This window comes from Candidatus Kapaibacterium thiocyanatum, from assembly GCA_001899175.1.
Lineage (GTDB): Bacteria > Bacteroidota > Ignavibacteria > Kapaibacteriales > Kapaibacteriaceae > Kapaibacterium > Kapaibacterium thiocyanatum.
The window spans coordinates 131,545-151,116 of record MKVH01000025.1; the positions used below are offsets into that span (position 1 = coordinate 131,545).

Consider the following 19,572-nt stretch of genomic DNA (forward strand, 5'->3'; position numbering starts at 1 on the left):
GTCCTAGCGGAGTAGCTCCACGGTATAGCGCATCACCGTCTGTTGGGAAACGTCTTCCTGTTGTCCCGTCGCCGTGTTGCGCACGGTTGCGGCAACGGATGTCGAAACTTCATTGTGCTTGGAGATCGTGAACCCCTTGACGACGTCGATGATGGTGCGTCCGGTGCCGACGATGGCGGAACGGCCTACCTTCACCTGTACCGGTGCCGTCCTGGGCAGGGGTACCGTGGTGATGCTACCCTTCATCGTGGCCGTGACTTCGGCGATGCGATGTCCCTTGACTTCCTTCACGGCATCGATATGGTACTTGGCTTCACTGTGGATCATGAAGAGATCCATCAGGGGAGCGTCGGCCGTGAAATCCCATCCCTGCGTCGAATCGATGCCCTTCTTCGGGAAGCGGAGATATTCCTGCTCCGTGTAGGTGGCATAGATGGCGGCTTCGACCTGGCGCTCGAGGCCCTGACGTGCACGATCGCGCATCTCGGGCGTCAACTGCGTCTGCACGTCGAGCATTCTGTTGACGACGGGCTTGATGCCGCTGATCTCCTCGATCGTGGCCTGGGGGGTGAGCGTGATGGTCACTTCCTCGCCGAGCAGGGCATTGAACTGCGCATACTTCGGGTCCTTGCGCTGCGACGAATCGGAAGAGCTGTAGTGCTGTTCCTGGAGAACCTGATTGGTGAGCCTGTTGCGGATGATGGCGTCGACCTTGATGGATTCGAAGGTCATGCCGATCTCCATCGTACCGTCGCTGCGAACGCGCTTCACGCGTTTGAGGTAGGTATGCGAGCTCTTCGTTTCGGCGATGGCCGAGTCGGGGCCGGCAACGGCGGACTGCGTCATGCGATAACGGAAGACTTCGCCCGAGTCGAGACGGAGGGCGAATGCGTCGATACGTGCCTCACTGGCGGGTACGATCGTCGCCGATGCCGTATCGGCAGCGGTAACGACGGTTCTGTCGGTCGGCTCGTCGGCCGGTTGTTTCCCCTCTGATGCGCAGCCGGCGAGGATGCACGCGGTAACTGTCGTCAGGGCGAATGAGCGGATCACCATTGAAATTGTCCGGTTAGCGTCCAGGTGGTGTTGGACTGCACGTGTTGCGTGAATACTTCATTGACGGCACGGGCCTTGAACCATGCCGTGACGTTCGATTCGACCTTGTTGATCGTGCCGGTGCTGGCGAGGTCCACTTCATGGCTGACGGCTGCCGCGCCGTCCAGTACTTCCGAGATGTAAGGGACGCCATAGACGTGGATGCGTTGCGGCTTCACGGCGGCGATGGTGTCCTTCGTCTTGAGGATGTACAGACCGCCGCTGTAGCTGTCGAAGACGGATCTGGCCTGGCCGTCGTAGATCACGCCGTCGACACGGAGGGACATGCGATGCTTCCAGGACGAATCGACGGCCATGCGCAGCCCGGGCAGGACGCGCTTCTGGAGGTCGGCATACTGGAGCAGATTCGGATCTTCCACCGATTGTGTCCAGATCAGGGAAAGCACGGAGTCGATGTCGGAGGCGTTGTCCGAGAGATAGGTGCGTATCCAGTCGATCTGCTCGCCGGTTACGGATTGGATCTCACCGTAGGTGTTGACCTTCATCTCCAGGCTGCGGTTCATCGGGCCGACGTAGTTGTTGAGGTCGGCGAAATTCTTCGGTGTGATGTCCTTCTGCGAGTCGTAGGCGACGGTATCGCCGTTGGCCGTGAAGACGTACGTGAGGGAGTCGATGTTGGCCGTCAGCGAGGCGAAGCCGTTCATATTCTCCGTGCAGCGCACGGTCATCATGTACGTGATCTTGCGCGAATAGGTCTTCTTCGAGCTGTCGGAATGGGTGCGGACGACGGACGTCGTTTCCGTGACTTCGTAGTTCTGTGCGATACCCGCACGATACATCGCCTGAAGTCGGTATTCGCGTCCGGGTGAGGCCTTGGAGCCTGTAACGGTGCGTTCCTGCGCCCACGACGCCGAGGTGGCGATGAGCATTGCGGCGATGATGAGCATGCGATGGGTCATGGGCGGACTTCAGTAGGCGGTGTAAGACAACACAACATCCAGGCCGAGAGCGTCATGCCATCCCAGATATCTCCACGGCGGATGGCGGCGTCCACCTCTCCGGCCGTCAGGGACAGCAGTTCGAATTCTTCACTGTGATCCGGCGACGAGGGGACGTCGGCGAGGCCTTCGGCCAGGAATACGGTACACAGTTCGTCGGTAAGGCCCTTGCAAGGGTTGATGGTGCCAAGAGGCTTCAGATGGAGGGGAGAGAGCCCTGCTTCCTCCTGAAGTTCAGCCCTTGCGGCCTGTTCCGGTGACGTTCCGGGGCGTATGCCACCACCGGGGAATTCAAGGCTCGGACGTCGGTTAAGATAGCGATATTGTTGCACGAGGACAATGCGCCCGTCGGCCATTCTGGGCACGACGATGACGGATCCGGACGTATGCACGTAGTAGTACGTGCCCGTCGATCCGTCGGGCAAGGTATAGGCATCCTGCCGCAGCTCGAAGTAGGGGTTCGAGTGCAGTGTTTCGGTAGATAGCTGATGCAGTTCGCGTATCACGAAAGCCCTTCCCGAAAACACGTCGAGGGCGGTAGGCCGCCCTCGAACAACAACTGCGATGACGTTCCGGGTGTTCTTACTTCGTGTTGCCGATGATTTCGGCGTCGCTGAAGAAGAAGGCGATCTCGTTGATGCCGTTTTCGACCGAATCCGAACCGTGGACGGCGTTCTCGCCCTTGTTGGCGGCGTAGAGCTTGCGGATGGTGCCGTCGGCAGCTTCAGCCGGGTCCGTCGAGCCGATCAGCGCGCGGTAGTCGGCGATGGCGTTGTTTTTCTCGAGGGCGATAGGGAAGATCGGTCCGCTGGACATGAAGTTCACGAGTTCGCCATAGAAGGGGCGTTCCTTGTGAACGGCATAGAATTCACCGGCCTGTTCCTTGCTGAGGCGCGTGAGCTTGCAGGCGAGAACCGTGAAGCCGGCCTTCTGGATCATTGCGAGGATGTCGCCGATGTTGTTCTTGCGGACTGCATCGGGCTTGACGATTGCGAGTGTACGTTCCATGGTCGGGTGTATTGGGGTTGTTGATTCGTTGTCGTGCGTTGGATGCGCCTACTTCTTCTTCGTGGTCTTCTTGGCGGCCGTCTTGTCGTCGGACTTCTTCGATGCGCCGTTCGTGGCGCGTCCTTCGAGGACGCTCTTCATCGTCGTGCCGATCGTCGCGGGGGATTCCACGACGGTGATGCCGCATTCTCGCATGGTGGCCATCTTGTCGGCCGCCGTGCCCTTGCCACCGGAGATGATGGCGCCGGCGTGGCCCATGCGGCGTCCGGGAGGAGCCGTCTGGCCTGCGATGAAGCCGACGACGGGCTTCTTGACGTGGTCCTTGATGTAGCGGGCCGCTTCTTCTTCCGCATTGCCGCCGATTTCACCGATCATGACGATGGCTTCCGTGGCGGGGTCTTCGTTGAAGAGCTTGATGGCGTCGATGAAGCGCGTGCCGATGATGGGGTCGCCACCGATGCCGATGCACGTCGTCTGGCCGAGGCCTACGTCCGACAGTTGCTTCACGGCTTCGTAGGTGAGCGTTCCGGAGCGGCTCACGAGACCGATGGGGCCCTGCGTGAAGATGAAGCCGGGCATGATGCCGATCTTGGCTTCGCCGGGGGTGATGATGCCGGGACAGTTCGGGCCGATGAGGCGGCTGTTCGACTGCTCGAGCTTGGCGGCAACCGGGATCATGTCCTTGACCGGAATGCCTTCCGTGATGCAGATGATGACGGCGATGTTCGCGTCGATGGCTTCCAGGATGGCGTCGGCGGCCATCGGTGCAGGGACGAAAATGATCGATACGTCGGCCTGCGTTGCGGCCACGGCGTCGCTCACCGTATTGAATACGGGAACCGGACGCGTGAAGATGTCGTCACCTTTGCCGCTGTACATGGTGCCCCCCTTTCCGGGGGTGACGCCACCGACGACATTCGTGCCGTATTGCAGCATCTGCGAGGCGTGGAACGTGCCCTCGCCACCGGTAAGGCCTTGAACGATGATCTTCGAGTTCTTGTTGACGAGAACGCTCATGATGCTTCCTGTCGTAGAAAAAGAGACGCCAAAACTACGAAAACGGGACGTAACCCGGTCGTTGGTCTGCGTATATTATCGCTCAATCATGTACAGGAGCTTCCCATGGTCGAAATGACGATTTCCTATGAAGGCGAACTGCGCTGCAAGGCCGTGCATGGTCCGAGTGGCGCCGTCGTGCTCACCGACGCTCCCGTCGACAACCACGGCAAGGGTGAAAGCTTCTCGCCTTCGGATATGCTCGCCGCTTCGCTCGGCGCCTGTATGCTCACCATCATGGGAATTGCCGCCGAACGCCATGAGTGGGATCTGACGGGTACGCGCATCACCGTCAAGAAGGAAATGATCGCCGATCCGCTCCGGCGCGTCGGGCGTCTCGTCGTCGACATCCATCTGAACCGGGCATTCGACGACAAGGAGATGAAGATCCTTACCAATGCCGTCACGACATGTCCGGTGAAGCTGAGCATTTCGGACAGGATCGAAGTGCCCGTTACCTTTCATTAATACCAGTACGGGTGCATCGCGACGCCGTCGAGCCTCGTGATGCTGCCGTCGGCGACCCGTACGACTTCCATCCTGGCCTGCGAATAGTCCGGGCCTGGCCTGCCTCCCGTTGGAATCCGCAGGTAGGCGATGTATCCATTGTCCGCCGAAATGACCGGGGAGGCCAGTAGTTCATGCATATCGCTCCGGCATATCACGCGGCGGCCCGTGCCGTTCATGTTGACGATGGTGATCGTCGTCGCCGTACTGCCGTCGATGGCCGTCGGTGACGTCGTGCTCGTGACCACGATCTGCGTTCCGTCGGGCGAGAACAGGCCGCCGTACTGCGCGTTCGAGTCGGCAGAGAGACGGCGTGTCGTGCCGGATGCGACGTCGAGCAGGCGAAGATGGGTGTTCTCTTCGCTGAAGTTCGTGTAGATGATGGAGGCGCCGTCGGGCGACCACATCCATTGATCCATGTCGTTCGAGGCGATGGCCACTTCCGTGCTGACGAGGCGGCGTTCGCTGCCGTCCACGTTCACCACGTAGAGGGAGTCGGGGACGTCCGGATAGCGGCGACGCGTCATGTAAGCCACCGTCGTGCCGACGGGAGAGAAATGGGCGCCGGTTTCGTGAGCTACGTTGCCGGCGATATGCGTTCCCCCCGTTCCGTCCGCATTCATGACGATCAGGGCACCGTCGGCATAACTGCCACGGCTCAGCATCATCTGGCAGAGGATCTTCGATGCGGACCTGTCGAATTCGGCATGATTCAGCACGATATCGCCGGCAAGGACGTAGAGGTCCTTCCGATCCGTACCGGTCGTCGTCGTACTGAATAGCGTCGTCGCCGAGCCGGACGTCGTGCATCCGAGGAGGCGTCCGGCACGGGGACCGGACAGAAGCGTGGCATTCTGGACGATGACGTCGGCTTCCCCCGGCGAACCGGGCTCCCAGCGTACGATGCGCGGGGTACCGTCGATCCGTGAGAAGTAGAGATACTGTTCCGTACCGGGCGAAGGGTTGCTGCTACCGTCGGAGCAGCCGATTGCCACGAGACATGTGGCCAGGATGGCGAAGAGAGGGAGGCCTCGCATCGTGCGTTCTTCTTGCAGTGATTGTGTCGATCTGAACATAGCAATGGCGCCCCGGATCCGTTGTTCCGGTATTGCTACTTCATCACAAACCATGAACAGAACGAAAGGTTACCTGATTCAGGCAGCCGATTCCAGTCGTGCGGCAAGCTGCAGGAGGCGTTCGTCGCCGAACATCGGGCCCTGGAGTTGCATGCCGATCGGGAGTCCCTTGCCGTCCGTACCGGCCGGAATGGAGATGGCCGGAATCCCTGCGATGTTGGCGCTGACGGTGAAGAAGTCCGACAACCACATCGCCACGGGGTCGGCATTTTTCTCGCCGATTCCGAAGGCCGTGGTCGGCGTCGTGGGGAGGACCAGGGCGTCGACCTCGCGGTAGATGTCCGCGTAGGCTGTACTGATCAGGCGACGTGCCTGCTGGGCCTTGCGGTAGTATGCGTCGTAGTATCCGCTGGAAAGGACGTAGGTGCCGAGCATGATGCGTCGCTTGACTTCGCTGCCGAAGCCGTTCGACCGTGTGGAGACCATCACGTCCGTCTCGTCAGACGTCATCGCGCCCCTGTTCCCGTACCGGACGCCATCGAACCGTGCGAGATTGCTGGACGCTTCGGCCGTGGCGAGAATGAAGTACGTAGGGACCCAGGTTTCCTTGTATCCGATGCTGACTTCCCTGATCTCGGCTCCGAGGGTCCGCAGGCGGTCGATCGTCGTTCGATAGGCGTCGAGGACGGCAGGTTCGCAGCCATCCAGGTCCGTCTCCGGAAAGACGCCGATGCGCAGGGGGGACGGAAGGGGGTCATTCAGTATCGCCATGGCCTTGCCGGCGGCATCGGGATGACTCGTGCTGTCCATCGGATCGTATCCGGTGATGACGTCGAACAGCGCCGCCGTGTCGTCCGCGCTCGATGCGAAGATGCCGATCTGGTCGAGGGAGCTCGCGAAGGCCGTCAGGCCATATCGCGACACCCGGCCATAGGTGGGCTTCATGCCATAGGTGCCGCAGAAGGCGGCGGGCTGGCGGATGGAGCCGCCGGTATCCGAGCCGAGGGCCGTATGGCACATCGCCTTCGCCACGGCGACTGCCGAGCCGCCGGACGATCCGCCGGGCACCAGCGTGGTATCGAACGGATGGAGGACGGGACCGAAGGCCGAGGTCTCACTGGACGATCCCATGGCGAACTCATCCATGTTCGTCTTGCCGATCAGGATGGCACCTGCGTCACGCAGACGTTCGATGACGGTAGCGTCGTAGACGGGTCGGAAATTCTCCAGCAGCCGGGAACCGCACGTCATCGGCAGGCCCTTCATGGAGATGTTGTCCTTGACGGCGATGACCATGCCTTCGAGGGGCCGTGCGAGGCCGGCAGCGTACCGCTCGTCGCTTTCCCGTGCCTGATTCCTCGTGCCATCTGCGTCGACGGCGAGGAAGGCATTCAGGTTCGCGCCATCGTCGATGGCCGACAGCATGGTATCCGTGCGCTCGGCGCAGGACGTCGTGCCGGAAGAGAAGCGGGGCTTGTCGGTACGTATGAACATGGTCGTGGATGATGGCGGAGAAAACTGGGTGCTCAGGCCTGCGTCGGACCCTGCGCATCGTCGTCGTTTTCCGATGTAGCGCCGTCTTCCGCGGGAGGGGCGTCAGCCCGTGTCGTTCTGGGGATGGGGGTGACGACGGGAGGTGTCGTCACGGGTGTCATGTCGACGGCTTCGGCAGCCTCGGTGGAGATGTCGCGTATCTGCTGCGTGAGATCTTCCTGGGCTTTGCGGAACTGCCGTATCCCCTTGCCGATCATCTGGGCTACTTCGGGAATCTTCTTGGGACCGAAGAGCAGGAGGATGGCAAGGAGTATGAAAAGAAGTTCGCCGCCGCCTACGTCAAACATGGGAGGTCAGGATTCCTTCTTCGTGTCGGAGGCGTTCGGCGTTTCTTCGCCGGTGGCAGCCTTCTTGAATTCCTTGATGCCGGAGCCGAGACCGCGCATGAGCTCGGGAATCTTCTTGGATCCGAACAGAAGAACGACGAGCAGGGCGATGAGAAGAAGCTCCGGGAGGCCGAGTCCGAATGGCATTGCGATCTCCGCAAATAGTGATGTCTGTGAGTTATACCAGCGAGGGCGACGCCTGGGTCACGACGTTCGCAAGGCTTTCGAAAACGCTGCGGCCATCGGCAGAACCGAGAAGCGCCTCGCAGGCGCGCTCGGGGTGGGGCATGAGCCCCATGACGTTGCCGCGTTCGTTGATCACGCCGGCGATGTTGTTGATGCTTCCGTTGGGGTTGGCATCGTCCGTAACGTCTCCCTGGGGGGTGACGTAGCGATACAGGACGTGGCCTTCGCCCTCCAGGCGTTCAATGACGTCCGGCGTGGCGATATAGCGTCCCTCGCCGTGGGCGATGGGTATCCGCAGGATGGAACCGGGCTCCACTGCATTCGTGAAGGCCGTGGTAGCGTTCTCGACGCGCAGGAAGACATCCTTGCAGGCGAACGACAGATCGGCGTTGCGGATGAGGGCGCCGGGCAGCAGGCCTGCTTCCGTCAGGATCTGGAAGCCATTGCAGATACCGAAGACGAGTCCGCCCTTGTTGGCGAAACCGATGACTTCGTTCATGATGGGCGAGAAGCGGGCGATGGCGCCCGTTCTCAGATAGTCGCCATAGCTGAAACCGCCCGGAAGGATGACGACGTCCAGCCCGTTGGGCAGGGCCGTATCCTTGTGCCACAGCGGGAACACCTCATGTCCCAGCAGGGCCGAGGCATGTTCGGCATCCCTGTTGCAGTTGGAACCGGGAAACGTTACGACGCCGATCTTCATGCCGTTACTCCTGCGGAGACAGGCTCGAGGATCTGCACCGTATAGTCTTCCATGACGGGATTGGCCAGCAGCTTGCGGCAGGCGTCATCGACGAGTCCGGCCGCGGTGTCCCTGTCGGGAGCCTGGACCTGGAGTTCGATGTGCTTGCCGATGCGGACGTCCGAAAGGGCGGGCATGTGCAGGCTGTGCAGGGCGTGTTCGACCGTCTTTCCCTGTACGTCAAGAATGGCTCGGCGAAGGGTTACGGTGACGTGGGCGGTGTAGGTCTTCATGTTGGCTTACAGTTCGAACGGATCGGGGTCTGGTTCTTCGAGGGTATCGTCGAGGTCGTCCTCCCTGTTGCGTGTACGCAGCAGGTGCACGGCGTGTCGTATGGCGCCTCCGATCATGTACAGGGCCATGAAAGGAAACAGGGCCTTGCCACCCGTAACGATGGCAGCGACGACACCAGCCAAAAATACGAGAAAAACGAATGGCCTCTGTTTGATGCCGCGCCATGTAGGACGCGGCAGATTGTCGTATTTGATGGTGCTCACCATGGCTCCCGCCGTGAGCAGCGTCACCAGGACGATGCCAGGGGTCTTCCACTCGGCAGGCAGGGTGTCGCGCTGATGGAAGAAGACCAGGTAGGAGATGATCGTCAGCGCTCCGGCCGGGATGGGCATGCCCCGGAAGTAGAGCTTGTCCTCCATGCTCGTGAGCTGGACGTTGAACCGAGCGAGGCGCAGGACGCCCGCGAGCGCGGGCAGGGAGGCGAGTAGGAGTCCCCACGAATGCCATGCATGGAAGAAGGCCATGTAGAGCATCACGCTCGGCGCTACGCCGAAGCTGACGGCATCGCACAGGGAGTCGAGTTCCACGCCGAATTCGCTCGTGCTCTGGGTGAGGCGTGCCACCACGCCGTCGAGCATGTCGAAGATGCCGGACGTCAGGATGAGCAGTGCCGCCCTGTAGATGTCGCCTTCGGTCGCCGCGATGATGGCAGCGAACCCGCAGAAAAGATTCGCGAGCGTGAACAGGTTCGGGACGATGGAGCGGGTGACGCGCATGTCAGGCTGCCGTGCCTCGTGCCGCCGGAAGCCGGGCGATGATCGTATCGTTGCTCACGACCTTCTGTCCGGTGCGGACGTTGATTTCCGTGCCTTCGGGGACGAGGATGTCCATTCGGGAACCGAACTTCATCATACCGAACCGTGCTCCGGCCTTGATCACGTCGCCGGTCCTGGTTTCGTAGACGACGCGGCGTGCCAGGAAGCCCGTGATCTGCTTGAAGATGAGCGGTCCGTGTGGCGTGGCCACGCTGATGACGGAGCGTTCGTTCTCTTCCGACGCCTTCGGGTTGAAGGCCATCAGGTACTTGCCGGGAATGTAGCTGACGTCCGTCACCGTGCCGCTCACCGGATAGCGATTGACGTGCAGGTTGACGGGCGACAGGAAGATCGTGACCTGCGTCGCAGGGCCGCCGATGCCGGCCACATGATCCATGGCGACGATTTCGGTGACCGTGCCGTCGGCAGGGGAGACGACGATGGCCGTATCCGTTCGGGCCACATCGACGAGCGGGCGTTCCGGGTCGCGGAAGAACCACAGCGTGAAGCCGATCAGGACGGTGCCCAGGACGCCGAACAGAAGCGGGAAGACAAGGCCGGAGAGGGTGAAGGCCAGGATCAGCAGACACACACCCACGCCGAGCATCAGGAAGGCGTTGTCATAGCCGTAGGGCGTGATCATTTCAGGCCTGAAGCGGATTGTACAGTCATCTCGGGTTTCGTAGTTTCGCCGGTCAAATTACTGAAATGCGCCATGAAATTCACGGTAGCGCTGCCTGAGCTCCAGAAGGCCCTGCAAAAGATTCTCCCTGCCATTCCGGCAAAGTCCACGATTCCCGTCCTCGAACACGTTCACGTGTCTCTTGCGGGTTCGGAACTCACGTTCACGGCCACCGATCAGGAAATCACGATCGCGTTGACCATTCCCGTGGCCGGTGAGGCCGACGGCGACGTACTGATTCCCGCACGGCAGTTCAACGACCTCGTCAAGGAACTCGGCAACGCCGGAACCATCGAGGTGCATGCCGACGAGGATGTACAGGTCATCATTGTACGTACCCCTACCGGGACGTACGAGATGAAGGGGCTCGACGCCGGTGAATTTCCCAGCATCCCGCCCTTCCCCGAAGCGCAGAAGGCCCTGGTCAGCGGTGCCGACATGGCACGCATGTCGAACAAGACCGTGTTCGCCGTTTCTACGGAAGAGTATCGTCCGAGCATGACGGGTGTCTTCTTCAGGTTCGACGAGAACAAGATCACGGCCGTGGCTACGGACGGTTTCCGTCTGTCGCGCGTCATCGTCGATCGTTCTGAAGACGAGAGTTTCCCGAACGGCCTGGAGTGCATCGTTCCGGCACGCGCCGTGGAACTGCTGCGCAAGGTCGACAGCGACGTCGTGATGGAGGTGAGCCGTACCCATGCGCGCTTCACCATCGCCTCGCAGACGATCACGACCCGTATCATCGACGAAAAGTATCCTCCGTACCAGAACGTGATTCCGTCCGACAACGACAAGTCCCTGATCATCAATCAGCGTGAAGTCCTGTCGGCCATCAAGCGCGTATCACTGTTCGCCAACACGAATACCCGTCACGTACGCTTCCGTATCAACGAGCGTACGCTGGCCGTGCACTCGGAAGACGAGGATTCGGGCGGCAAGGGTACGGAAACCATCCCCTGCGAATTCTCGGCCGAGACCTTCGAAGTCGGTTTCAACTACCGCTTTCTGGAAGAAGCCATCAAGAACATTTCGGTGGACGACGATCCGGATCTCAACGTCCGGATGACGTTCTCCACACCGATCCGTGCCGTACTCATCACGCCTGGTGCGGGGAATGACTCGCTCCTGATGCTCGTGATGCCGGTGAAGATCTGACCGGTTCCCGGCAACATGGTGATCCACACCGTAGCCTTGTCCAACCTGCGCAACCACGGCCATTCGGAACTCGTCTGCGCGCGTGACGTCACGATCCTGACCGGTCGTAACGGAGCAGGCAAGACGAGCGTGCTGGAAGCCATCAGCATGTCGGCCCTCGGAAGAAGCTTCGTGCCCGTACCCGAAAGCGCACTCGTGCGGCACGGTGCGGAGATGTGTTCGGTGACGGTCGTGGCGGAACGTGACCGCGACGTTCCCTACAAGGTGAGTATCGCCTACCGCGAAGGTATGCGCAAGCGCATCGAAACGTCGATCGGTTCGAACCTCACGGCACGCGACCTGATCGGTGAGCTTCCGATCGTTGCCCTGTCCCCGGATCACAAGAGTATCACGTTCGGCGCTCCGTCCGACAGGCGCGCCTTCATCGATGCCGTGATGGCCCAGGCCAGCAAGCGGGTGACGGATCTGCTCTACGAACACCGCCGATTGCTGAAACAGCGCAACGCCCTGCTCGCCCAATGCGGTGGCACGATGCCGCCGTCGTCGATGATGGCGGCATGGACGGAGGCCCTGGCGACATGCAGTGCGGAACTGGTGCGCAGGCGCCGGGACTTCCTCAAGGATTTCGGGCCACGCGTCCATCGATCCTATGCGGAAGTGTCGGGCGCGGCCGAAGAGATCGAGCTCAGATACGAGCCGGACGGTATTGCCGACGTCGACAATTTGACCGACGATGAAATCGTCTCTGCCATGCTGGCCGCCGCCGAACGGAATGCCCAGCAGGAAGTGCGCCGGGGGCTGACGCTGTTCGGCCCGCAACGTGACGAACTGACCTTCCTGATCAACGGTGGCCTGGTGAAGGAGACGGCGTCGCAGGGACAGCACAAATCCTTGCTGGTGGCGCTGAAACTTGCCGAATGCACAATCCTCCGGGATCTGCGTGACGAACGGCCCGTGGTGCTGCTCGACGATGTCTTCAGCGAATTGGACCGCGACCGTTGTGCCCGTGTAATGAAGCTGATTCTCGCCATGGGCATGCAGTGCTTCGTGACCACGACCGACGGTGACGAGATCGCCGCACTGGTTCCCGCAGGAACGGATGTGCGACTCGTGACCGTCGACGGAGGTACATTCAAGGAGGCTGCATGACACGTTCGCTCGGCGACGTGCTGAACGATGTGCTGGCCAGGTACAAGCTGCACGACACGCTCCACAAGGCGCGTATGCCGCACTACTGGGCCGATGTGGTCGGGCCGCGTCTGGCCGCCCTTTCGGAGGTACGGGGGCTGGAGAACGGCGTCCTGAAGGTACACGTCCGCGATGCGACATGGCGCGCGGAGCTCACGCTCCGTCGCGAAGAATTACGAACGAAATTGAATGCCCGCATCGGCAGCGATATGATCCGCGAGATCGTGTTGCGCTGACGAGGGCCCCTCGATAACAGGAGGCATCATGTCCGAGATCACGCCCGAAGTGGTACAGCAAGGGTACAGTGAAGATAGCATCAAGGTTCTCGAAGGTCTCGAGGCCGTCCGGAAACGTCCTGCCATGTACATCGGTGACGTGGGCGAACGCGGCCTCCATCACCTGATCCAGGAAGTCGTCGACAACTCGATCGACGAAGCCCTGGCCGGATTCTGCCGGAACATCGCCGTCACGCTCCATGCCGACGGCTCGTGTTCTGTGCAGGACGACGGCCGTGGTATTCCCGTAGGACCTCACCCGGTCAAGAAGATCTCGACCCTCGAAGTGGTCATGTGTACGCTGCATGCCGGCGGCAAGTTCGACAAGAACACCTACAAGGTGTCGGGCGGTCTGCACGGCGTGGGCGTGAGCTGCGTGAACGCACTGTCGAGCGACATGATCGTGACGATCGAACTCGGCGGCAAGCGTTACGAGCAGCGATACAAGACCGGGATTCCCCAGGCTCCGGTGCAGGAGACCGGCAAGACCAGCAAGAGCGGTACGCGCGTGCATTTCTATCCCGATGCCACGATCTTCAAGACGGTGGAATTCCGCTTCGAGAAGGTCTGCGATCGCCTGCGTGAACTGGCCTTCCTGAATCCCGACCTCACGATCACGCTGGAAGACGAACGCGACGGACAGAAGGAAGTGTTCGCCTATCGTGGTGGTCTCGTCGACTTCGTCCGCTACGTCGACACCAGCACGACGGCATTGCTCAAGCCCATCATGATCGCAGGAGCCAACACCAGCGAAGCCGGTATCGAAACCGTCGTCGAAATCTGTTTCGAGTACAACACGAACTACTCCGAAACGCTGTTGTCCTACGTCAACAACATCAACACGGTCGAAGGCGGCACGCACGTGAGCGGTTTCCGGTCCGCACTGACGCGGACGCTGAATGCCTATGCCGCGGCCAACAACCTCACCAAGAAGGAAATCAACCTGACGGGTGAGGACTTCCGTGAAGGTCTCACGGCCGTCATCAGCGTCAAGGTCGCAGAACCCCAGTTCGAAGGACAGACGAAGACCAAGCTCGGCAACGGCGAAGTGGAAGGTATCGTCCGCTCCATCGTGAACGAGGAACTTGCGCGCCAGCTCGACGCCAATCCGTCATCGGCGAAACGTATCATCGAGAAGGCCACGCTGGCCGCCGAAGCGCGTATCGCAGCACGCAAGAGCCGTGAGATGGTCCGCCGCAAGAGTGCGCTGGAAAGTGCTACGCTGCCGGGCAAGCTCGCCGACTGTTCGATGCGTACTCCGGAAGACACGGAACTCTACCTCGTCGAAGGTGACTCCGCAGGCGGATCGGCAAAGCAGGGCCGCGACCGGAGGTTCCAGGCCATCCTTCCGCTGAAGGGCAAGATCCTCAACGTACACAAGGCACGACTGTCGAAGATCCTCGAGAACGAGGAGGTCCGTACGATCTTCACCGCCATCGGTGTGGGATTCGGAGACGACTTCGACATCGCGAAGGCGCGGTACGGCAAGATCATCCTCATGGCCGATGCCGACGTCGATGGATCGCACATCCGTACGCTGCTGCTGACGCTGTTCTTCGTCTACATGCGTGATCTCATCACGACGGGCCGGCTCTACATCGCACAGCCGCCGCTCTACAAGCTGAAGAAGGGCAAGCAGGAACACTACGCCTACAACGATGCCGAACGTGACGAAATCATCGCCCGCATGCGCAAGGAGAAGGCCGAGCGCAAGGCAGCCCGCAGTGGCGAACCCATTCCCGAAGATCTCGAAATCGTGGAGGAAGGTGCAACGGCGGACGGTATCGTGATCAGCCGGTTCAAGGGTCTCGGTGAAATGAATCCGGAGCAGTTGTGGTCCACGACCATGAATCCGGAAACGCGGACGCTGCTGCAGGTGACGATCGAGAATGCCGCCGAAGCGACGCATATCTTCGATACCCTCATGGGTGAGAAGGTGGAACCCCGCCGCGAATTCATCGAACGCAACGCACAGTACGTCCGTAACCTCGATATCTGAGCGTCATCGACGACCGAACATCATCAGGAGCCAGTCATCGTGACTGGCTCTTGTCATTTCAGGATCTTGCGTCCCTGGATGATGCGGATCAGAACGACGACGATGGCCAGGACGAGAAGGATGTGAATGTATGCGCCGATGGATTGGAAGCCGATGAGACCTATCAGCCATAGTACCATGAGGACGACGAAGATTGCCCACAGCATGACTGCCTCCGCATTGTGTTGTTGGTATGAAGCGTTGACGTCGGTGTGGACCCGTGGAATGACCTTTGGTTCCATCTTCCCGTCATCACGATGAAAGAGATACTCATCCTGTTCCTCCGTCTCGGTCTGACCGCCTTCGGCGGACCTGCCGTACATCTGGCCATGATGCGCGATGAAGTCGTGCGCAGGAGGAAGTGGTTCACCGACGGCGAATTCCTCGACATGGTCGGACTCACCGGCCTGATACCCGGGCCGAACAGCACGGAAATGGCCATGCACGTCGGCCTCGTCAGGCGGGGCTGGAAGGGTCTGTTGACGGCGGGGCTCGCCTTCATCGTCCCTGCCGCGACGATCACCCTCGTTCTTGCCATGTCCTACATCGCCTACGGCATGTTGCCGGACGTTGCATCGATACTCGCAGGACTGCGATGGGCGCTGGTGCCGATCGTCCTCGTGGCACTGGCCGGCCTCGCGTCGAGCATCGCTTTCCGACCGGAGATGATCGTGGTCGCCATGGCTTCCGCTCTTGCAGCCATACTTGGAATGGACGAGGTATTCGTGCTGCTCTGTGCGGGAGGTATTGGCACCGTTGCCGGACTGATACGTATCCGCATGAACGAAGTGGCGACCACCGGAGCGCTTCTGTGGTTCTTTCTCAAGACCGGTTCGGTGCTCTATGGCAGTGGCTACGTTCTCGTGGCCTATCTCGACGGTGGGCTCGTCCGCGAGCGGGGCTGGCTTACCGCACGTCAACTGGCGGACGCCGTGGCAGTAGGGCAGTTCACACCGGGCCCCGTTCTGTCCACGGCGACCTTCGTGGGATACCTCGTCGACGGTCTGCCGGGTGCCGTTGTCTCGACGCTGGCCATCTTCGCACCGTCCTTCGTCTTCGTCGGACTGCTCGGTCTCATGCGTCGCTATCTGGCTTCCTCACAGGTCATGCGAACCTTTCTCGACGCCGTCAATGCCGCATCTCTCGGCCTCATGGTGTCGGCATGCTGGACGCTCGCACGCACGGCCTATCACGATACCTTCGGCGTGCTGGTCGGTGCCGTCGCCTTCGTCGTTCTGTGGCGATGGAAGGTGAATCCGGTGTGGGTCATGCTGGCGGGAGCGGTGTTGTCGTTCATTGGGACATGACCGCCGATGGATTGGAATTCGGCCGAAGAATATCTGCAATGCGCCATGGACAAACGATGAAGAGCACCCTCTACATGCTCGGCGGCTCGATGCTGCAATTGCGTCGTTCGGACTGCATCCCCGACTGGCACGCGTCGTCTTCGTGGGTGGCAGCGACGTGATGCTCCTCGCGCATACACTCGTCTACGTAGGTATAGGTATGGGGCCGTGGCCTTTCCTGGAATGGTGGCCTTGTTTCCATACGGTCGCTTGAGTACGGGATGGTTCTATGCCGAACCCCACAGAACGGAGGTTTGCAGCGGGCCCGGCGATTGTGAAGAAGCGTACCTGCGGCAGACCTCTTGCCGGAACGTATGGCCGTGGTCCTGCATGGTCACGAACGGAACCATCGACGAACGATTGTTCGTCGGTCCGTTCATGAGCGATGCGGTTGGAAACATCTTCTCCGGGCACTTCTCCAGCGTCCACGATGTGGAATAAGGAGGCGTCCGTTCATCCATAGTGGAAGGACTGTTCCCGTCGTACGGTTCCATGGAGTAATTTATTCCGCATGAGCAGTGCGATACGTCGAACCTGAATCGGAGGAGTTATGCCACTGAACGTGATACTCACCGGAGCCACCGGAATGGTAGGTGAAGGGATACTGCTCGAGATGCTCGACGATCCTTCCATCGCGAAGGTTCTGATGGTGAACCGACGCCATGTCGATCTGCAGCATCCGAAGCTGCAGGAACTGGTGGTGCAGGACTTCATGGAGTTTCTGGATGCCGATCGGTATACCGCCGGATTGAGCGGATACGACGCCTGTTTCTATTGCGCGGGCATCAGTTCGATCGGACTCGACGAAGCCAGCTATACCGAGATCACCTACGATACCACGATGACCTTCGCGAAGGCGCTCCGGAAAGCGAACCCGGAGATGGTCTTCATCTATGTGTCCGGACGTGGTACCGATATCGACGGCAAGCGGGTGTGGGCGCGTGTGAAGGGGAAAACCGAAAACGGTCTGCGGACGACAGGCTTCAAAGCCGTCTACAATTTCCGTCCTGCCCTGATGAAGCCGGCGAAGGGCCAGCGCAACGTGAAGCCGCTGTTCCGTCTGGTGACGTCGCTGTATCCCGTGTGGGCCCTCCTGCTTCCAGGCAGTTGCAATACCCTGCGCGAGGTGGCCTTGGCGATGATCCGTTGCGTGGAACGAGGTTATCCGACCTCGACGCTCGAAGTGACGGACATCCGGAAGGCGGCGCACAAGGGTATGTGACGATGAAGGTTGGTCCCGCGCAGCGCCTGCGGGTTCGAAGGTATCGTCGTTCGTCGGATACCATGTCCTGACTGGTGTCATGTGCGAATTATATCGATATTAGCGAGTTTATCGATATTATCCAGATTCGATAAATTCGCTAAACTCCGTATATTTGATGTATGGACCCAGTTCGAAACCCATATGCTCCCGGAGCCGGAACCCCGCCGCCAGAATTAGCCGGGCGCGATGACTTGCGTGAAACGGTGAGGATCGCACTCGCCCGGATTCGTGAAGGAAAGTCCGCGAAGTCCGTTCTGATGGTTGGGCTCCGTGGTGTCGGCAAGACCGTACTTCTGGATCGCCTGCGCAGCGATACTGATGAGGCAGGGATGTATACGATGTGGATTGAGGCCCCTGAGAACCGTTCACTACCGTCGATTCTTGCGCCCCAGTTACGGAGTACGCTGCTACGGTTGTCCCGTATCGAGAAAGCAAAAGATACTGCAGCACGCGCGCTACGGGGTCTTGCCGGATTCGCACGGGCGTTGAAGGTCAAATTCAACGATATCGAGATCGGTTTCGATGCCGAACCCGAGCCCGGCCTGGCCGATAACGGAGACCTCGAGGGCGATCTCGCGACTCTGCTGCTTCTGGTCGGGGCTGCTGCGCGTGACGCCAGAACGGCGGCCGTCATGTTCATCGACGAGCTTCAGTACGTCGAGGAAGCGGAACTCGCGGCCCTGATTTCCGCGTTGCACAGGGCGGCTCAACGATTGGTTCCGATCACACTCGTAGGTGCGGGCCTACCGCAGCTTCCCGGACGAATGGGGAATGCGAAATCCTATGCCGAGCGATTGTTCGATATTCAGGACATAGGACCGTTGACGGATGAAGCGGCACGTACGGCCATCGTCGTACCTGCAGAGCATGAAGGGGTGGTGTACACGGAGCCTGCTATCAGGCTCATTCTTCACGAAACGCAAGGATATCCGTACTTCCTTCAGGAATGGGGCAAGCATTCCTGGGACGTTGCCGACGAATCGCCCATTGACGACTCCGATGTAAGAACCGCTTCCATTGCAGCGATCGCCGCATTGGATGGGTCATTCTTCCGTATACGGTTCGATAGACTTACGCTGAGCGAGAAGAGATATCTCCGTGCAATGGCAGAACTGGGGCCAGGGCCACATCGATCAGGCGATATCGCTGCGCAGCTTGGTCGTAAGGTGACGGATTTGGGGCCGATACGAAGTCAGTTGATCACGAAGGGAATGGTGTGGAGCCCGAGTCATGGCGATACGGCATTCACTGTCCCACTGTTCGATCGGTACATGCAGCGTATCATGCCCGGCGATACATGGCGTACCCGGTGAGACCGGGACTGGAATGTCTCCCCTACTTCTTCGCCTCGAGCAGCAGGTCGATCTTGTCATGCAGCATGCGGATCTCCACTTCGGCCTTGAGATTGACCTTGTAATCGGCGCGTGCGCGCTGACGGTCGCGTTCCTCCTGCCTGTTCTGGCTCATCATGATGATCGGTGCCTGGATGGCGGCCAGGCACGACAGGAAGAGATTGAGGAGGATGAACGGGTAGGGATCGAATGGCCGGGCGCTCAGTACCCACACGTTGAGGCCGATCCATCCCATGATGAGGATGCCGAAGATGATGAGGAAGGTCCAGCTTCCTCCGAAGTCCGCCACTACGTCGGCAACCTTCTGACCGACGGTGAGATGCTCGTCCGAATGGTCGTCGAGTTCGTCGGAAATGAGCTCGTCCTTCGTGATGCGATCCAGCACTTCGCGTTCTATATCGCTCAGCGGATCGTTGCTGTCGGGAACGAGAAGGCGTGTGATGTACTGTTGTCGCATCAACTGTACTTCGGCACGTGCGATAACGCCGTTGGCCGGAATGCTGGACTTCGTGTTGAGAATCTCGTTCCGTACGGTAGGGCGCAACGACGAGAGCTCGATGCGCTGATCGATGGGGTAGGTCTTGCCGGACAGATCGGAGATGAAGGTGGACATGGTGCCCTCGTGGAACTTGTTCGATGTGCGAAGTTACTTCACCGTCCGATCATGAAACGCAAAAGGGCCGGCTTGTGGCCGACCCTTTCGGAGATGACGAT

General features: G+C 60.1%; 22 protein-coding genes and 1 pseudogene. 8 read left to right on the plus strand and 15 right to left on the minus strand.

Going from position 1 to position 19,572, the window contains the following annotated elements:
• Positions 1-3 precede the first annotated feature (3 nt).
• From BGO89_13165 to BGO89_13185, 5 genes and pseudogenes are all read right to left on the minus strand, one after another.
• The gene (locus BGO89_13165) at positions 4-1,056 is read right to left on the minus strand and encodes a hypothetical protein (protein ID OJX56283.1); all 1,053 of its coding nucleotides are present in this window, start codon (positions 1,054-1,056) and stop codon (positions 4-6) included.
• Positions 1,050-2,015 carry a hypothetical protein gene (locus tag BGO89_13170; GenBank protein OJX56284.1) on the minus strand — a complete coding sequence of 322 codons (966 nt, stop codon included), beginning with the start codon at positions 2,013-2,015 and terminating at the stop codon, positions 1,050-1,052. Before BGO89_13170 ends, BGO89_13165 begins: the two co-directional genes overlap by 7 nt.
• Complete coding sequence (locus BGO89_13175) at positions 2,012-2,560, minus strand: hypothetical protein (GenBank protein ID OJX56383.1); 549 nt, start codon at positions 2,558-2,560, stop codon at positions 2,012-2,014. Before BGO89_13175 ends, BGO89_13170 begins: the two co-directional genes overlap by 4 nt.
• 76 nt (positions 2,561-2,636) lie before the next feature.
• Positions 2,637-3,062: a nucleoside-diphosphate kinase gene (locus BGO89_13180; protein ID OJX56285.1), complete on the minus strand. Its 426-nt coding sequence runs from the start codon at positions 3,060-3,062 to the stop codon at positions 2,637-2,639.
• A gap of 117 nt (positions 3,063-3,179) precedes the next feature.
• Positions 3,180-4,079 (minus strand): annotated as a pseudogene (locus tag BGO89_13185) (succinate--CoA ligase subunit alpha).
• Between the two features lie 105 nt (positions 4,080-4,184).
• Here BGO89_13185 and BGO89_13190 point away from each other — a divergent pair.
• Entirely contained in the window at positions 4,185-4,586 is a 402-nt protein-coding gene (locus BGO89_13190) for an osmotically inducible protein OsmC (GenBank protein ID OJX56286.1), read from the plus strand.
• Here the strand turns inward: BGO89_13190 and BGO89_13195 are convergent.
• From BGO89_13195 to BGO89_13230, 8 genes are all read right to left on the minus strand, one after another.
• Positions 4,583-5,701, minus strand: coding sequence for a hypothetical protein (locus tag BGO89_13195; GenBank protein ID OJX56287.1), 1,119 nt, complete (start codon positions 5,699-5,701; stop codon positions 4,583-4,585). The two genes, BGO89_13190 and BGO89_13195, sit on opposite strands and share 4 nt — an antisense overlap.
• Before the next feature lie 78 nt (positions 5,702-5,779).
• Positions 5,780-7,195, minus strand: coding sequence for a glutaminyl-tRNA synthase (glutamine-hydrolyzing) subunit A (locus BGO89_13200; protein ID OJX56288.1), 1,416 nt, complete (start codon positions 7,193-7,195; stop codon positions 5,780-5,782).
• 32 nt (positions 7,196-7,227) lie between these two features.
• Complete coding sequence (locus BGO89_13205; protein ID OJX56289.1) at positions 7,228-7,542, minus strand: hypothetical protein; 315 nt, start codon at positions 7,540-7,542, stop codon at positions 7,228-7,230.
• A gap of 6 nt (positions 7,543-7,548) precedes the next feature.
• Positions 7,549-7,728 carry a Sec-independent protein translocase TatA gene (locus BGO89_13210; GenBank protein OJX56290.1) on the minus strand — a complete coding sequence of 60 codons (180 nt, stop codon included), beginning with the start codon at positions 7,726-7,728 and terminating at the stop codon, positions 7,549-7,551.
• A gap of 31 nt (positions 7,729-7,759) precedes the next feature.
• Positions 7,760-8,470, minus strand: a complete 711-nt coding sequence (locus BGO89_13215) for a phosphoribosylformylglycinamidine synthase I (GenBank protein OJX56291.1) — start codon at positions 8,468-8,470, stop codon at positions 7,760-7,762.
• Positions 8,467-8,742: a phosphoribosylformylglycinamidine synthase, purS protein gene (locus BGO89_13220; GenBank protein OJX56292.1), complete on the minus strand. Its 276-nt coding sequence runs from the start codon at positions 8,740-8,742 to the stop codon at positions 8,467-8,469. Before BGO89_13220 ends, BGO89_13215 begins: the two co-directional genes overlap by 4 nt.
• A 6-nt stretch (positions 8,743-8,748) precedes the next feature.
• Positions 8,749-9,519, minus strand: a complete 771-nt coding sequence (locus tag BGO89_13225) for a CDP-diacylglycerol--serine O-phosphatidyltransferase (protein OJX56293.1) — start codon at positions 9,517-9,519, stop codon at positions 8,749-8,751.
• A 1-nt stretch (position 9,520) separates the two neighbouring features.
• The gene (locus BGO89_13230) at positions 9,521-10,201 is read right to left on the minus strand and encodes a phosphatidylserine decarboxylase (GenBank protein ID OJX56294.1); all 681 of its coding nucleotides are present in this window, start codon (positions 10,199-10,201) and stop codon (positions 9,521-9,523) included.
• A 72-nt stretch (positions 10,202-10,273) separates the two neighbouring features.
• Here BGO89_13230 and BGO89_13235 point away from each other — a divergent pair, with 72 nt between their 5' ends.
• From BGO89_13235 to BGO89_13250, 4 genes are read left to right on the plus strand one after another with little or no spacing between them, the layout of a single operon-like run.
• A complete protein-coding gene (locus tag BGO89_13235) occupies positions 10,274-11,395 on the plus strand; it encodes a DNA polymerase III subunit beta (protein ID OJX56295.1) in 1,122 nt (373 codons plus the stop codon).
• A gap of 18 nt (positions 11,396-11,413) precedes the next feature.
• Positions 11,414-12,544, plus strand: coding sequence for a hypothetical protein (locus tag BGO89_13240; GenBank protein ID OJX56296.1), 1,131 nt, complete (start codon positions 11,414-11,416; stop codon positions 12,542-12,544).
• Complete coding sequence (locus BGO89_13245) at positions 12,541-12,819, plus strand: hypothetical protein (protein OJX56297.1); 279 nt, start codon at positions 12,541-12,543, stop codon at positions 12,817-12,819. Before BGO89_13240 ends, BGO89_13245 begins: the two co-directional genes overlap by 4 nt.
• A 28-nt stretch (positions 12,820-12,847) precedes the next feature.
• Entirely contained in the window at positions 12,848-14,857 is a 2,010-nt protein-coding gene (locus BGO89_13250; GenBank protein OJX56298.1) for a DNA gyrase subunit B, read from the plus strand.
• 53 nt (positions 14,858-14,910) lie between these two features.
• On the opposite strand, the gene BGO89_13255 is transcribed toward BGO89_13250, so the two are convergent.
• Positions 14,911-15,138 (minus strand): hypothetical protein, encoded by a 228-nt coding sequence (locus BGO89_13255; protein OJX56299.1) that lies wholly within the window; start codon positions 15,136-15,138, stop codon positions 14,911-14,913.
• A 15-nt stretch (positions 15,139-15,153) separates the two neighbouring features.
• Here BGO89_13255 and BGO89_13260 point away from each other — a divergent pair, with 15 nt between their 5' ends.
• The 3 genes from BGO89_13260 to BGO89_13270 all read left to right on the plus strand — a co-directional run bounded on the left by BGO89_13260 (position 15,154) and on the right by BGO89_13270 (position 18,819).
• Positions 15,154-16,203 carry a hypothetical protein gene (locus BGO89_13260; GenBank protein OJX56300.1) on the plus strand — a complete coding sequence of 350 codons (1,050 nt, stop codon included), beginning with the start codon at positions 15,154-15,156 and terminating at the stop codon, positions 16,201-16,203.
• 589 nt (positions 16,204-16,792) lie between these two features.
• On the plus strand, positions 16,793-17,464 hold the full coding sequence (locus tag BGO89_13265; GenBank protein ID OJX56301.1) for an epimerase: 672 nt from the start codon (positions 16,793-16,795) through the stop codon (positions 17,462-17,464).
• 161 nt (positions 17,465-17,625) lie between these two features.
• Positions 17,626-18,819 carry an AAA family ATPase gene (locus BGO89_13270; GenBank protein OJX56302.1) on the plus strand — a complete coding sequence of 398 codons (1,194 nt, stop codon included), beginning with the start codon at positions 17,626-17,628 and terminating at the stop codon, positions 18,817-18,819.
• Positions 18,820-18,841: 22 nt separating this feature from the next.
• Here the strand turns inward: BGO89_13270 and BGO89_13275 are convergent, their stop codons facing one another.
• A complete protein-coding gene (locus BGO89_13275; protein OJX56303.1) occupies positions 18,842-19,471 on the minus strand; it encodes a hypothetical protein in 630 nt (209 codons plus the stop codon).
• Positions 19,472-19,572 lie beyond the last annotated feature (101 nt).